This is a genomic window from Natronobacillus azotifigens (assembly GCF_026805325.1).
GTDB lineage: Bacteria > Bacillota > Bacilli > Bacillales > Amphibacillaceae > Natronobacillus > Natronobacillus azotifigens.
Genome location: NZ_JAPRAT010000008.1, coordinates 19,695 through 33,994, shown reverse-complemented (window position 1 = coordinate 33,994; position 14,300 = coordinate 19,695). Strand labels below are relative to the sequence as shown.

Below are 14,300 nucleotides of genomic sequence, written 5' to 3'. Positions count from 1 at the left end.
CCTAGATCCTCTATATCTTATTCTTCCAAAAGGAACGGGCAGGTTTGCTCTGTTTTTCTTATTTAAATAAGTCGATTAGATCTCCCGTCGCATTGCTTTTAATACATCAATTTTCGTTGCTTTTTTTGCTGGTCGTGACCCTGAAATGATCGTAACGATCAGACAAATTGTAACCGCAATGACAACGAGTGTCCAAGGAATTGCAGAGAACTTAAGTCCATCCGGTAACGGTTCTCCATAAACACCCTCAAGTATAAGTGGAATGATAAAATTGACCGAATAGCTGATGATATATGCAACGATTGTTCCAAATAGTGCTCCTAACAAACCGATATACGTACTTTCTAATAAGAAAATTTGTTTAATCGTTTTCGGGCTTGCACCAATGGCTTTCATAATTCCAATATCCGGTGCACGTTCGGTAACAGCCATCGTCATCGTATTATAAATACCTATTGATGCAATTAGCACAGCAATTGTACCGATGAAAATCAAACCAGCTTTTGCAATATTAAAGAGTATGTTAATCTCTTTTAATTGACTGGCAACAGAATAGACATAATAGCCTTCATCTTGCAGTTGCGTAGTTAACGCCTCTACATGCGGTAGAGAATGGGAGTAGAGATATACATCATCGTAACCAGTATAATACTGCTCATATTCGTCTTCTTCTGGGTATATATTCCCTTTTGTTGTCTCTGTATAACTTTCAATCGAAGCAAGCATCTCTTCTGTAATATAGACCGTCGTATCCTCTACCCATTCTCGGGCAGGTTGTTCGGTAATTCCAGTGATGACCGCTTCAAATACTTTTGACTCAAACTCATCATCTCCCATATATTTCTCTATGGTGAAGCTAACGGTTTGTCCAATAATATCCTCTGTATATCGAAGTTCATCGAGAATATTTCCGTTTTCATCATACACTTCAACATCTTCATCCGTTTCGATAGGACTTAAGTTTTGTAGAAAATGATAGCCAACTATAATTTCGTTAGCTGCTGATGGAAGCTCACCAGCTTCGAGTTGAATCCCTGCTTGTTCTTCGCCAAAAAATTCAGAGACTCGAGTATTTGCATGAATGTGATGGGTATCTACAATATATTCTGGTTGCTGGTTTAAATAGATTAAGGTACTTACTGCTCTCACATCATCTAATGATCTGAAATATTCCACATCCTCTTTGTTTATGTTTCGATATTGTCCATCCTCATCTTCTGTGCCGTATATACTAATCTCGTTGATCGCATCTTCCTCCATCACGTCCCTAAGAACGGTTTGATGTAAACCGAAGCCAACAGATGCAAGAACGATCAAAAAGGTACACGCCATAGCCGAAGCTAATACTGTCATGAATATTCTCATTTTACTTTTCTTCATATTTTGTCTTACAAAGCGAAATTTATCTTTACCAGTCATGATGCGCTCCCTCCTTGCACTAATCGACCATCTTGAATTTCTATGGAGCGATTACCAATATTGGCCACTTCTTTGTCATGGGTAATGATTAGGAAGGTTATGCCCATTTCTTGATTTAATTGCTGAATAAAGTTTAATAAGTCCGCTTCTGTCTCACTGTCTAAGCTCCCGGTTGGTTCATCGGCTAAAATGATCGGTGGATTTAAAACGAGTGCTCGAGCGATACTCACGCGTTGTTGTTGACCGCCAGATAATTCACTTGGATAATGAGTATGATATGCTTCTAGTCCGACTCGTTTCAATGTTTCGTCCGTAATTTTTTTCCGTTCTTTTTCGCTGAGCCCTTTAAGAATTAACGGTAATTCTACATTTTGAAAAGCAGTCATACTCGGAATCAGTTGGAAATTTTGAAAAATAAAACCGATGTTATCTAAGCGGAAATCAGCGAATTGCGTTTCGTTAAATTTGGTAACATTCGTATCAGTGATAAAAATATCACCAGCAATTGGGCGGATGAAGCCACTTATTAAGTTTAATAGTGTTGATTTCCCAGACCCACTTCTTCCGATAATTGTGACGATCTCTCCTTGCTTGATTTCAAAGGAAATATCGTGTAATACAGGGATTCTCGTTTGATTGCCCCTTTTTCCTAATTCAAAATGATGAGATAGGTTTTCTACAGTAATCATATTATTCCTCCATTCTTGTCTCCTCTTTATAGACGAAACATAGAGGAGAAAAGATGTACAGCAAATGAAAAAATTACGAGGAGAGAAATGGCTGTATTTTTGCAGAAACATAATTAATCCAGCAGTGAATAAGTACAATCTTACCGAGAATGCGGTCTTTGTTTAGATTAAATCGCAAAAAAAAGATAGCACTTGGCCTGATCCAAGTGCTACTTTTTTTGATTCGAAACGATTACCCTCTAAATCTACTAAGAAAGCCTTGTAAACGTTCGTTTGAAGAATGTTCAATCACGTCACTTGCAGAACCTTGCTCAGCGATGACACCTTCATCAAGGAAAAGTACTTTATCAGCGATATCTAGGGCAAAGTCCATTTCATGTGTAACTAATACCATCGCCATATCATCATTTTTTGCGATGTCACGAATAACTTCAAGCACTTCACCGACTAATTCGGGGTCTAGTGCTGATGTTACCTCATCAAACAGCATGATTTTCGGACGCATGACCAAAGCTCTTGCCATCGCAACACGTTGCTTTTGTCCACCAGAAAGTTGACTTGGATAATTGTTTAATTTATCGCCAAGTCCAACGCGCTCAAGCATCTGAATCGAACGTTCGCGCACTTCCTTTTTATCTTCTTTCTTTACGTTAATTGGTGCAGTCATACAATTCTCTAGTATTGTCATATGTGGAAAGAGATTGAAGTGTTGAAATACCATTCCGATATCCCCACGTACACTACGTAAGTGCTTTTCATTTGCTTCGACCATTTCACCGTTCTTTTCCATCTTCCAAAGGTTTGTACCATCTACGATAATATCGCCAGAAGTAGGATTTTCTAATGTCATTAACATCCGAATGATTGTTGTCTTTCCGGATCCACTTGGGCCGATAATAGCAACTTTCTCTGCAGGATAGATATCTAAATCTATTCCCTTTAACACTTCTACATCTCCAAAGGACTTGTGCACGTCTTCGTATCTAACAATGGGTTCAGCCATTATAGCATTGCTCCTTTATCAATTTCTTTGATTTCCTTGATCTTTGCGTTCTTATCAAAACGTGTATTCATTTTCACTTCTAATTTTCTAATTAACACAGCAGAAGGATAACTTAACACCAAGAAGATGATACCAACAATGGTTATCGCCTCTAAATAATTAAAGTGTTGAGAACCATAATTATTAGCCATATACATAATTCCTGCGGCTCCAACCGTAGAAGCCAAAGGAACCTCTTTAAACATGATAATAAAGTAATTCCCTATCATAGGAATCGTTGGTGGGAAGGCTTGTGGCAAAATAATTTTTGTCCATTTATCCCGTTTGGAAAAATTGAGTGCAGTTGCTGCTTCCCATTGGCCTTTACCTACACTTTCAATACCAGCACGATAAATTTCTCCTATATAGGTACTAAAGTGAATTCCTAGTCCAATTACTGCACTTGCGAATGAACTTAAGGTAATACCTATTACAGGTAGTACAGGTAAAGCTAAATAAATAAAGAACAGCTGAACTAACGGTGGCGTTGAACGGATAAATTCCATCATCCATGTGAAAAGCCAATTTAAAGGTTTATAAGGGATTCTTCGTAAAAATACCCATACAAAACCAAACAATAATGCAAGCAGGAAAGAACTAACGGTTAATCCTACAGTAATACTTAAACCTTCCATTACAACGGGAAGGGCATCAAAGAATGTTTCCCAACTCCATTCATTTCCATTCATTAACTAGCCACTCCCTTCTTTGCAATCTTTTCTCCTTTTCTTGTCAACCAAATCAATGGGAGAGCGAGAACGAAATAGAAGATTAAAATAATTAAATAAATAAGAGGGGCTTGTGACAAGTTCGTACTTCTCATGATATTACCATGATATAAGATATCCCCCATTCCAATTAAAGACACAAGTGATGTTCCTTTTAACATTTGAATTGTATAATTACCGAATTCAGGCAACATCATTCGTACAGCTTGTGGAAAAATAATTAAGCGCATCCGTTGAAAGCTCGACATGTTCAAAGCAGTTGCTGCTTCTGTTTGACCATCTGCTACAGATAAAATCGATCCTCGTACTACTTCAGATAAATAAGCGCCATAATTCATAGCAATCGCAATGACCCCGATTGACCAATTTGATCCAAGGTCAATGTTAAATAAAATTGGGATGGCATAATAAAACCAAAAAAGTTGCACGATCAGGGAGGTTCCGCGGAAGATTTCAATGTAAAGTCCAGTGAACTTTCGTAGGAAGATATTTTTAGACAAGCGACATAAGCCAGCGACAAAGGCGATAAAATAGGATAATAATGCAGCAGCTAAAAGAACCGAAATGGTTATGTTTAATCCTTTGGCGACTTGCGTAATAATGCTAATGATGTTATCCATTGTATTCCCTCCTTATAATATATATTGAAAAGACAGATAAAAAAATAATCTCTTACTTGCTATCGTTTGAAGTAGATACAGAAGAAGATTATTTTGCAGTAAAAAAATAGATCCAGTCCCCTAGGAGAGGAGCTGGACCCTATGGAGTTATAAATCATGTAAGTCTTATAAAATTATTCTTCTGCTGCCCGATCTGCTTCGATGATTTCCTCTGTTGTAATTTCTCCAGCTGGAACAAAGTTGGTTTGAGCACTGAATCCATTTGCTTCTAACAGCTCTTCCACTGTTCCATCTTCTAGCAACGTTTGTAGTGCTTCATTATAAGCTTCAAGAAGTTCAGTATCATCCAATCTAAATGCTGCAGCACCATAACTTGGCACACCGTGAATGTCTGGTTGTTCAAATGTTTCTACAATTTCTAAATCGTCTGTGTCAGCAGAGTCAAATGCCATCCGAACAGTCATTTCTGTACCAGTTGTTGCATCTGCACGACCTGCTTGGACAGCAGAAAATGTTGCAGGCACATCTGGAGCCGTTTCGATTTGGTCTTCGCTAACTCCTGATTCTAATAAGAAGTCATGTGCGGTAGCACCTTGCATAACAACGACAGTAATGTCAGGGTTGTTCGCAATATCTTCAAAACTATGAATATCATGTGGGTTTCCAGCTTCAACAACTAGACCTTCCCCATATTGCATTTCAGGTTCGCCGAAGTTAACATTTTCTGAACGATCCGCAGTAATTGCCATACCTGCTGTGATTGCATCAAAGTGACCAGCTTGTAGTCCTGGGATCAATTGTCCCCACTCAGATAATTGGCCATCTACATTGTCAATTCCAAGTTCATTAAATACTGCGATAGCAATATCAACTGCAGCACCTCTTAATTCGCCATTTTCTTCGTAAGCGTATGGTGCTTCATTAGAGAATCCGATGGTTACACCTGATTCTTGTAATTCTGCTATTCTACCTTGTTCATCAGAATCGTTTTCATCTGTTCCATTATCGTTAGGATCTGTTTGTTCTGTTTCGTTATCATTTGCACCGTTATCCCCAGTTGCGTCATTATCATTATCATCTGTTCCACACGCAGCTACTAGTAGTAACAAGGAAGCAAACAACAATACTTTAAGTAATTTTTTCAAGTTAAATACCCCTCCTAAAATTATTGTAAAACAAGTTAAATCTTTTTCTGTGTGATGACCTTTTTCTAAGTATCTATCATCTGTGATGTTGAAAAGAGGATAGGTAATCCATCATTTCCAACATGCATGTATATAATGTTATAGGTAGATCAAATTTGGTTCAAACTCGGTAAATTCAGAAAATTTACGATTTACCTCCATATTGAGCGATCTAATTAGTTAAGCTGAAATAGATAAAAACATATGGATATATCTTCGGAATTGCTAGCAAATACACAATATTTGCTAAAAAGCGGTATAGGATTGTAAGAGAAATGGATAATCGTATATCAAGTGAAAGAGAAATAGCGTTTTGGATTGGTGGTGCCTGTTATGATTTAGATGACAAGCTTGAATAAACTTTTTTAAGTGAATAAAAATATTCGTAACCTGAAATGAAAAAAGACTATCAGAAACCGTTGCATGACAGGGTTCTTGATAGTCTTTATATATAATGGATTTGTAATCTAAACTTTTTTAAAGTACTCAAAATAAAAGGATCAAAATCATTACTTTTGATCCTTTTATTTTGAACGGTATTCACTCTTTCCTCTTTAATAGAGTGTTAAATATGATGTTATTTCTGAAATGTTCAGAATAGTTATATACGCTCTTCCATAAATTGTTGGAGTAATTTTTCGTATAAGTGCATTAACGGGTGTAGCTCGTGGTGGGGGATTTGATAAACGACACTCTCATACATTTTTTGATAATACCATTGTTGATCTTTTTTCCCACGCTCAAAAGATCTCCACATAGAATTTCCATATATCATTTCACTATCTAACATGGATTGTAAATTATCAATTTTATCAGCACAGGTAACGAGCTTAGCATCCATAGGCGCATTTTTAATTTTTTCGATACTATGCTCTTTTCTTTCTTCCCAATCGGTTTTCTTGTCTAACTCTGTTACAAATTCGATCAAGTCTCTTACTTCTTTTCCAAATAAGTTCGTAATTCCGCCTATTGTCCCGTCCGTATCTTCCACAATATCATGTAGTAAGCCTGCGATGACCACATGCTCCGAACATTGATACTCTTTTAATAACATGGCAACGCGATAGGGGTGTGCGATATAGGGTGTTTTGTCTACTTTCCGTTTTTGACCATCATGTTTATTCGTTGCATAGGTAATAGCTCGCATTAAGTTTCCTGTAATCATTTTTTCACCTCTTCATGTATAATTAATTTACCTTCAGTATGGATCTGTAGTTAAAGGAAATTAGCATCCTATTTTACATTCTAAAGCAGTAGGTTAGTATGAAAGTAAAGTTTTCTAATTGATCTGTAAATGTTATCCTTACTATATACGATTTGTTTTTTACATTATACCTATATTTCATTCGATTAGGAAGTAAATAGCAAAATTCATTTTTAGGTGTTTTATCCCGGAGCAACCGTCCGTAAGACTTCCACTTCAAAACAATGAGAATATCAAGTTGTTTGCGTGGGAGTAACGGACGTTAGCCCCCCCGAATGGTTCAAGGGGCTTTAGGTCTCCTTTAGGGCTAACAATCAGTGGGGGGAATAGCTAAAAACCCCACTGATTGAAGTTTCACTTTATCTTTAAGTAGATGCAAAAGATTTTTTAGTATATAGTAAGGTCTGATGGTTGCTTTCCAACAAGTAAAACGACAGATGACCATTCATGGTATCTGTCGTTTTACTTGTTGGAAAAAGTTTCGCGCTACAGCTTGTCGCCATCAGCCCCTGATAAAATATAGCTTCTTATTATTTTTAAAAAGGACGGATGGTTTCTTATCAAGTCAAGATTGATTATATATTCAGATCGGTGAAATTGTTGTAGTCGCTTTAGAAAAACAGTTGTTAACGGTGATGTGGCAGTAGAAGTTACTTCCTCTTGTTTTTGACAAATATATGGACACCTAGGGCTAACAATCAGTAGGGAACCTAAAAACCTCTTCTGATTGAAGTTATGAGTTATAAGCCTAACAATGAAAGTATATGCAAAAAAGATAGTTGGAATGACGAGAAGATGAATAAAACTGCGAATTCACGAATAACCATACAGAAAGACAAGCCTTGTATATGAATGGAAGTAGTGGAGGTTTGTAAATAATAGTTAGGAAAAGTATCTATACCCAGTATGCAAAGGTTTTGGTATAATACAAAAAAGTACAACCAGTTTGTAAGAAAAATGTGTGTTCGAAGAGTTTGAGCAAGTCGGCACAAATGGGGGGCAGATTGTAAGTTTGCCCTCATTTTGTTGGTAGTATCAGACCAAAGAAGAAAAATGTTATTTATGATATACTGACTTTTCGAACATTCTACAAAAAGGGGAAAACATAGATGGAGTGGAAAAATATTTATCGTGGTTTGATGATGGGAGCATCTGACGTTGTTCCTGGTGTGAGTGGTGGGACAATTGCGCTTGTACTTGGAATTTATGATCAGTTGATTCAATCGATTAATGGTTTCTTTAGTAAAGAATGGAAAAAACACCTAGGTTTCTTAATTCCTCTTGGTGTAGGAGTTGTAGGGGCGATCTTATCCTTATCGAAAGTGATTGGTTGGTTATTTGATCATTATCCTGTACCGACTCAATTTACCTTTTTGGGTTTGATTCTTGGTGTTTTGCCCTATTTATTTAAAAAATCAGAAGCAAAAGTGAACTTTAAAGGGCTACATATTGGCTTATTGATGGTTGCCGCTGCTCTGGTTGCATCGTTAAATATATTGCCTGGAGATGCGACCTATATAATCCCTGAAATGAATTTTGCTACTTATGCTTATTTGTTTTTTACTGGTTTTGTTGCGAGTACAGCAATGATTTTACCTGGAATTAGTGGATCCTTACTATTAATTATTCTTGGTGCGTTCGGAACGATTATCCATGCAGTAAATGAATTAAATTTATCCATCTTAATTGTTGTAGCTTTAGGTATTGTAACGGGTATTGCTACGATGAGCAAAATCATAAAGTACTTTCTAGCGAATTTCGCTATAGGTACGTACGCGGTTGTCATTGGTTTAGTAATAGGATCGATTGTTGTGATCTTTCCTGGATGGCCAGCCACGGTAGAAGAAACGTTACTGAGTATCGCTACTTTTGCACTTGGTCTTTTTGTAGCCTACGTTCTTGGGCGAGTGGAGTATAAAGAAGTAAAATAAAAAAGAGGAAAGTGGACATGATCATCGATTGTGTCTTTTTTTCTTTGTTGAGTTGTCTCGAAGCAACAGTAGCGGTCACTAACGCTCTGAAGGGTTCAAAGGTCTTTCGATCATGCTATATGGATAACAATCAGTGGGGGGATTATGTTGATTAGACAAGCTACAAAAAAGGATATTGAAAATATTATGCCAATGATTAAACGGGTAGTAAGCGTAATGCGTAAACAAGGAAATGAACAGTGGGATCAATCGTATCCGAGTGCAGTTCATTATCAAAAAGATGTGGAAAGAGGAGAACTTTTTGTTTGTGAACAAGCAGATCAGATTGTTGGTGTTTGTACAATAAGTAGTAGAGGCCATGAAGAATACCCTTTAATTTCATGGTCCGCTCACGAAAAAAGTTGGACAATCAAGCGATTAGCCGTTGATCCGGAACAACAAGGTAAAGGGATTACAGATCAATTTTTTCGTTTTATTGAACTGCTAGCAAAACAAAAGGATATTTCCTATTTAAATACAGATACATTCGCTGATAATCGACATGCGCAACGTTTATTTAGTCGAAATGGTTTTGCTTTTGTAGAAGCCCGAAGAAATGAACAAGATCAGGCAGAGTTATATTATTATGAAAAACATCTATAATTGCTGTTTCCTTATCATGAACACACTTTATTCCGGAGCAACCATCCGTAAGACTCCCACTTCAAAACAACGAGAAAAGCAAGTAGTTTAAGTGGGAGTAACGGACGCTAGCACCCCGAATGGTTCAAGGGCCTTTAGGTCATCCTTTAGGGCTAACAATCAGTGAGGGAATAACTAAAAACCCACACTGATTGAAGTTTCACTTTATTTGGAAAAAAGCAGTTACGTAGATTCAGGTGTTCCTGTATAATAATTAGTAAGGGATATTATGGATTCCCCTGTCTAAAATCTTTCCAATAAGGAGGCAACGATATATGGACGGCTTTCAATTTTCACATGTTACTGTGTCCATTCAAAAAAAACATATCCTTGATGATATATCTTTTGAGTTGAAACCAGGTACGATTACGGCATTAATTGGTCATAATGGTGCAGGGAAATCTACGATCATGAAAACGATATTGGGTTTGCAGGAAAAAGATGAAGGGGCTATATCTTTGAACGGGGTTGGCCAAGAAGAAGACTTTATCCAGTTCAAACAACAACTGGCATACATACCGGAAGAGCCATTCTTATTATCAGAGTTAACAGCCATGCAACATTTCCAATTATACGGTGAAAGCTATCAGATTGATACGGAGAATTTGAAAGAAAAAATTGCGATGTATGCGTCGGAGCTAGAAATTACCGATAAGTTGGATGAATATCCAGAGTCTCTGTCAAAAGGGATGCGTCAAAAAGTACAAACGATTTGTGCACTCTTACCAGATGTATCGCTTTTATTAGTAGATGAACCATTTATGGGATTGGATGTCTACGGTTCGGATTTTCTAGAAAAAATTCTAAAACTAAAAAAACAAGAAAATACTGCTATCTTACTAACTTCACATCAACTAGATAGAATAAAGGGGTTCGCAGATCACTATATTATGTTACAACAAGGGAAAGTTGTAAATATTGGCTATATGGAAGACTTTGATGTGTTAAAGCGGAGGTTTGATTGATGAGCAAACTACCATCCACTCGTCAAGTCTATCAGAAGATTAAAAAGAGTCGGAAACAGAAAAAGAGAATGCTATATCGTCTTGCTTTTGGTGTCGCGTTCGATCGGACGATGTTAGTCTATTTAACTTTTTTCTTGGTGCTTGGTCTACTTTGGGTACACGATATCCTAAAACAAACAGAACCCATTTTTCTCGTTGCAGAAAATATTGCAACAGACTATTTTTTTCTTATCCTTATCGTTGCGTCGATGCGTTCCTTGTCGTTTAGTTTTACCCGGCCAGGTGTTCGGTTCTCTAGTGCGGAATTACTTTTGAGCATGTTACCATATGATAAGAAAAAGCTCTGGTATTATAACGCATTTGAGAAAAACAAACGATTTTCTCAAGTAATTGTAGCAACGGCAGCCCTTGTTTATTTGATTACTCCATTCACTTTCTTGTTTATTTTTTCTGTTACACTCTCACTCATTTTGATCGAATGCTTGATGACGATTCCACAGTGGGTGATTTATCAATTGCCCTGGTACATAAAGCTGATCATTACGCAAGCGCCTTTTGTTATTGGATTATGGGCTTTTGGCTTATCATTTTTTGTAGCGAACCCTATTTATTTAACTATGTCGATCTTTCTCTTTTTAGTCATAGTCAATTTTTTGCTATTCAAGCGTGTATTTCAACGTGTAAGGTGGCATGATGTAGTAAAAACAAACGATCAACTGATTTGGAATATCTTTTTTATTTCTAAAATGTCAAAGATTGAAATAAAACCACCAAAACGTCAAGGAGTTTACCATCATATGATTCGCAATAAGCGGTTGAAGCGTCCTTTTTCATGGACAAAGCCGCAATCGATATACCATCGAAATATCTTTCTCTTATTTACTGAGCAAAAAGAGCAGATGCTCCAAGGATTTTTTGGGGTTATTTTCATCCTCATTGCCTTGAGTTTTCATCATCCTTATCTCTTAGGCGTAGGTATCGCGTTAGGAACTATTTTATATGTTCAGATTGCAGTAAGTTTTTTTGTTGAGCTGTTTAAGGATAAACTAATCTTCAGTCTTCCATGGAGAATTGACCGATGGGAAAAGTATTTCGCGCGATGGGTTTTTGTTGGATCGATCCCTTTGTTTGTTGTTTTGATTGGTGTATTGTTGTTGTTTACCGATCAGTGGATCTGGATTCCATTTCTGCTTCTTAGCTATGTAATCGTTGGCAAATACTTTGTTCAGTTTGTCTTGAAATCAAGGGTTATTCTTATTACAAAACAATCAAAACCTATATCACAGGTGTTTTCTGTCATCGTTGTGCTCCTCTTTTTGTATCTGATGAATAGCACAACGAAACCAGCATTCAGCATATTAGTTATCTTATGTGAGATCATACGTTATACTTATGTTAATAGGACTTTATTAATAAAGGGAGAACAACATAATGGATAAACAAAAGCAGTTATATGAAAGAAAGAAACAAGATCCTTCGTTAAAATTATTTGTTGTATTATCAAAGGCTTATCGAGCTGTTACGGATCAAGTTGCTGCCGATATTCGAAAAAAAGGGCTGAATACAACCGATTTTGGTGTGCTAGAGTTACTCTATCATCGAGGCGAACAACCGTTGCAAAAAATAGGCGATAAAATATTATTAGCGAGCGGAAGTATTACGTATGTTGTGGATAAGTTAGAGAAAAAACAATATCTTAAACGGACGCAATGTGCGAATGACCGACGCATTACCTATGCATCGATCACAGAAAAAGGTATGGATCTATTAAATGAAGTTTTTCCAGACCATTGGCATCAGATTGAGTCGATTACCAATGGACTCAGTGAAGAGGAAAAAGTACAAGCAATTGAGTTATTAAAGAAATTAGGTACCTATGCTGATGAGTTGAAATAAGAAAAACAAGAAACCGAGAAGCGAAATACAAAGCTTCTCGGTTTTCTTCATTTACTCCCCACTTGTATCGTACCCTTCGGTTGAACTCAGTAAATGTACCAAGTTTCAACTTAAAAAGACTGGGTATATAGTAATAAGAGTATAAAAAAAGAGCCGGGCTCTGTTTGTATCATTTTAATTTAGTTTACGACCAACATGAATTCACATAGGTAGTAAGGGGGAGGCAAGATGAAAGCAAAAGAGATAATAGTATACGTAAGTAATGATTGTCAAGAATCAAGAAAGATTATGAATTTTTTGGAACAATTAGATGTGATGTATGAAAAAAGAAATATTAGCGAAAATAAAGCATACCTAACAGAATTGCAACGAAGAAATATTTATTCCACACCCGTCGTGATAATTGATGAGAATATAATTTTAGGTTTTCAAAAAAATAAAATAACAAATCTTTTACATTATGGGATGCTAGATAAGAACGAAATGGGATGAAAAGCATAAGATAATACTATAATAACAATAGTAAAAGAGGTGTTGATATGCCTAGTAAGAATATGCGCCAAATGCCTTTTCATCCTTATCAGTATCAATATAACCAACAACCATTCCAATCTAATTCGTTCCCATTTAATCAATCCGCAAATTATCCACCCGACTTCTTTGCGAATAAACCGTCACAGACTGGAACGCAGGTTCCGCATCCGCAACAATCAACGAATGCTCAACAATCAGGATGGAACCCGCAACAACAGGGGGGCGGTCCATCAGCACAGCAACAATTTGGGGGAAATCAGCCAAAACCATCGAAAGGGTTTATTAGTTATTTTCAAGACAAAGATGGCCAAATGGATTTAGACAAAATGTTAAATACGGCAAGTCAGGTAGCAAATACCTATCACCAATTTACCCCAATATTTAAGGGCATTAGTTCCTTTGTGAAAGGCGTTAAGTAATATCCTTGTCTTAGTAAAGGCAGGGATATTCTTTCCTATATTATCGTTAGAATAAAGTGCAGGAGGATTATTTATGATTGGCTGTTTGTGCATTCATGGATTTACAGGAGGACCTTACGAATTGGAGCCTCTAACAGATTATTTGCAACAAGAGACCGATTGGATTCTAGAAGTTCCTACTCTCCCTGGACATGGGTATGAGTTAACGCTAGAAGATCAGGATCATGAAGGTTGGATTAACGAAGCAGAGCGAGCATTTCTTTCGTTAAAAGAACGAGTGGATCACGTTTATATCATTGGCTTTTCCATGGGAGGAATGATCGCTGCTCACTTAGCGGCAAAATATGATGTTCATAAATTGGTGTTATTATCTCCATCGCGCAAGTATTTGAGTTTAAAGCAACTGACCGTAGAAGCTAGTCATATCGTAATGGATAAGGTTTCTGGTACGATAGAAGATAATTTCACCTACCAAAATTATAAACATAAAAAAGGAGCAATTCCGGTACGAGCCTACTTAGAATTTTTAAAATGTATGAAGGTGACCAGACCTTCTCTAAAGAAAATTACTTGTCCAGTTTTAGTGGCACAAGGAATACAAGATGGCGTTGTTCCATTTAAGGCAGCACATTATCTAGACAAAGAGATTCCAGTCGATATCGAAGTGATTTATTATTTGGATTCCAAACATCTTATTTGTTTAGGTGATGATAAAGATGTAGTAAGCGTTGCGGTGGAGAAGTTTTTATCCACGAATCAAGAAAAGCAAAACAGTTCTTCTGTGAATTATTGAAGAACTGTTTTTATCTAGGAAAATGCGTTAGCTTGGATAACTTTTCCGAACAGAGTATACCCTCGTCTAGCTCTGAACGTCAAAAACTAGGCAACTTCACGAAGCAATCTGCGATAAGTCATCATCGGTTCGCAAGCAAAAACGATTCCTTTATCCCGGAGCAACCGTCCGTAAGACTCCCACTTCAAAAACAAG

The 14,300-nt window shown here is 36.9% G+C and carries 15 protein-coding genes; 8 read left to right on the top strand and 7 right to left on the bottom strand.

Translation table 11 applies throughout. The features are described 5' to 3' along the window. Window positions 1-75: 75 nt before the first annotated feature. From OWO01_RS05750 to OWO01_RS05720, 7 genes are all read right to left on the bottom strand, one after another. Entirely contained in the window at window positions 76-1,419 is a 1,344-nt protein-coding gene (locus tag OWO01_RS05750) for an ABC transporter permease (RefSeq protein ID WP_268779476.1), read from the bottom strand. Further along, window positions 1,416-2,108 carry an ABC transporter ATP-binding protein gene (locus tag OWO01_RS05745; RefSeq protein WP_268779475.1) on the bottom strand — a complete coding sequence of 231 codons (693 nt, stop codon included), beginning with the start codon at window positions 2,106-2,108 and terminating at the stop codon, window positions 1,416-1,418. Before OWO01_RS05745 ends, OWO01_RS05750 begins: the two co-directional genes overlap by 4 nt. A 232-nt stretch (window positions 2,109-2,340) precedes the next feature. After that, window positions 2,341-3,111, bottom strand: a complete 771-nt coding sequence (ehuA, locus tag OWO01_RS05740; RefSeq protein ID WP_268779474.1) for an ectoine/hydroxyectoine ABC transporter ATP-binding protein EhuA — start codon at window positions 3,109-3,111, stop codon at window positions 2,341-2,343. Then, window positions 3,111-3,839: an ectoine/hydroxyectoine ABC transporter permease subunit EhuD gene (gene ehuD, locus OWO01_RS05735; RefSeq protein WP_268779473.1), complete on the bottom strand. Its 729-nt coding sequence runs from the start codon at window positions 3,837-3,839 to the stop codon at window positions 3,111-3,113. The genes ehuA and ehuD overlap by 1 nt, the downstream gene beginning before the upstream one ends. Continuing rightward, window positions 3,839-4,498, bottom strand: a complete 660-nt coding sequence (locus OWO01_RS05730; protein WP_268779472.1) for an amino acid ABC transporter permease — start codon at window positions 4,496-4,498, stop codon at window positions 3,839-3,841. Before OWO01_RS05730 ends, ehuD begins: the two co-directional genes overlap by 1 nt. Before the next feature lie 173 nt (window positions 4,499-4,671). Next, entirely contained in the window at window positions 4,672-5,643 is a 972-nt protein-coding gene (gene ehuB / locus OWO01_RS05725; protein ID WP_268779471.1) for an ectoine/hydroxyectoine ABC transporter substrate-binding protein EhuB, read from the bottom strand. A gap of 640 nt (window positions 5,644-6,283) precedes the next feature. Then, window positions 6,284-6,847: an HD domain-containing protein gene (locus OWO01_RS05720; protein ID WP_268779470.1), complete on the bottom strand. Its 564-nt coding sequence runs from the start codon at window positions 6,845-6,847 to the stop codon at window positions 6,284-6,286. 1,148 nt (window positions 6,848-7,995) lie between these two features. Here OWO01_RS05720 and OWO01_RS05715 point away from each other — a divergent pair. From OWO01_RS05715 to OWO01_RS05680, 8 genes are all read left to right on the top strand, one after another. After that, window positions 7,996-8,817 carry a DUF368 domain-containing protein gene (locus OWO01_RS05715; RefSeq protein WP_268779469.1) on the top strand — a complete coding sequence of 274 codons (822 nt, stop codon included), beginning with the start codon at window positions 7,996-7,998 and terminating at the stop codon, window positions 8,815-8,817. Window positions 8,818-8,961: 144 nt separating this feature from the next. Next, complete coding sequence (locus OWO01_RS05710) at window positions 8,962-9,459, top strand: GNAT family N-acetyltransferase (protein WP_418936204.1); 498 nt, start codon at window positions 8,962-8,964, stop codon at window positions 9,457-9,459. 314 nt (window positions 9,460-9,773) lie between these two features. Then, entirely contained in the window at window positions 9,774-10,463 is a 690-nt protein-coding gene (locus OWO01_RS05705; RefSeq protein WP_268779467.1) for an ABC transporter ATP-binding protein, read from the top strand. Beyond that, complete coding sequence (locus tag OWO01_RS05700) at window positions 10,463-11,902, top strand: hypothetical protein (RefSeq protein ID WP_268779466.1); 1,440 nt, start codon at window positions 10,463-10,465, stop codon at window positions 11,900-11,902. The genes OWO01_RS05705 and OWO01_RS05700 overlap by 1 nt, the downstream gene beginning before the upstream one ends. Then, the gene (locus OWO01_RS05695; RefSeq protein WP_268779465.1) at window positions 11,895-12,359 is read left to right on the top strand and encodes a MarR family winged helix-turn-helix transcriptional regulator; all 465 of its coding nucleotides are present in this window, start codon (window positions 11,895-11,897) and stop codon (window positions 12,357-12,359) included. Before OWO01_RS05700 ends, OWO01_RS05695 begins: the two co-directional genes overlap by 8 nt. 228 nt (window positions 12,360-12,587) lie before the next feature. After that, window positions 12,588-12,851: a glutaredoxin family protein gene (locus OWO01_RS05690; protein ID WP_268779464.1), complete on the top strand. Its 264-nt coding sequence runs from the start codon at window positions 12,588-12,590 to the stop codon at window positions 12,849-12,851. 47 nt (window positions 12,852-12,898) lie between these two features. Continuing rightward, window positions 12,899-13,312, top strand: coding sequence for a YppG family protein (locus OWO01_RS05685; protein ID WP_268779463.1), 414 nt, complete (start codon window positions 12,899-12,901; stop codon window positions 13,310-13,312). A 73-nt stretch (window positions 13,313-13,385) separates the two neighbouring features. Further along, window positions 13,386-14,105 carry an alpha/beta hydrolase gene (locus OWO01_RS05680; protein ID WP_268779462.1) on the top strand — a complete coding sequence of 240 codons (720 nt, stop codon included), beginning with the start codon at window positions 13,386-13,388 and terminating at the stop codon, window positions 14,103-14,105. Window positions 14,106-14,300: the final 195 nt, after the last annotated feature.

What these genes read in the sequence shown, in the direction of transcription:
- OWO01_RS05750 (WP_268779476.1), bottom strand. Translation starts at nt 1,419, where the DNA reads ATGACTGGTAAAGATAAATTTCGCTTTGTAAGACAAAATATGAAGAAA.
- OWO01_RS05745 (WP_268779475.1), bottom strand. Translation starts at nt 2,108, where the DNA reads ATGATTACTGTAGAAAACCTATCTCATCATTTTGAATTAGGAAAAAGG.
- ehuA (WP_268779474.1), bottom strand. Translation starts at nt 3,111, where the DNA reads ATGGCTGAACCCATTGTTAGATACGAAGACGTGCACAAGTCCTTTGGA.
- ehuD (WP_268779473.1), bottom strand. Translation starts at nt 3,839, where the DNA reads ATGAATGGAAATGAATGGAGTTGGGAAACATTCTTTGATGCCCTTCCC.
- OWO01_RS05730 (WP_268779472.1), bottom strand. Translation starts at nt 4,498, where the DNA reads ATGGATAACATCATTAGCATTATTACGCAAGTCGCCAAAGGATTAAAC.
- OWO01_RS05720 (WP_268779470.1), bottom strand. Translation starts at nt 6,847, where the DNA reads ATGATTACAGGAAACTTAATGCGAGCTATTACCTATGCAACGAATAAA.
- OWO01_RS05715 (WP_268779469.1), top strand. Translation starts at nt 7,996, where the DNA reads ATGGAGTGGAAAAATATTTATCGTGGTTTGATGATGGGAGCATCTGAC.
- OWO01_RS05710 (WP_418936204.1), top strand. Translation starts at nt 8,962, where the DNA reads ATGTTGATTAGACAAGCTACAAAAAAGGATATTGAAAATATTATGCCA.
- OWO01_RS05705 (WP_268779467.1), top strand. Translation starts at nt 9,774, where the DNA reads ATGGACGGCTTTCAATTTTCACATGTTACTGTGTCCATTCAAAAAAAA.
- OWO01_RS05700 (WP_268779466.1), top strand. Translation starts at nt 10,463, where the DNA reads ATGAGCAAACTACCATCCACTCGTCAAGTCTATCAGAAGATTAAAAAG.
- OWO01_RS05695 (WP_268779465.1), top strand. Translation starts at nt 11,895, where the DNA reads ATGGATAAACAAAAGCAGTTATATGAAAGAAAGAAACAAGATCCTTCG.
- OWO01_RS05690 (WP_268779464.1), top strand. Translation starts at nt 12,588, where the DNA reads ATGAAAGCAAAAGAGATAATAGTATACGTAAGTAATGATTGTCAAGAA.
- OWO01_RS05685 (WP_268779463.1), top strand. Translation starts at nt 12,899, where the DNA reads ATGCCTAGTAAGAATATGCGCCAAATGCCTTTTCATCCTTATCAGTAT.
- OWO01_RS05680 (WP_268779462.1), top strand. Translation starts at nt 13,386, where the DNA reads ATGATTGGCTGTTTGTGCATTCATGGATTTACAGGAGGACCTTACGAA.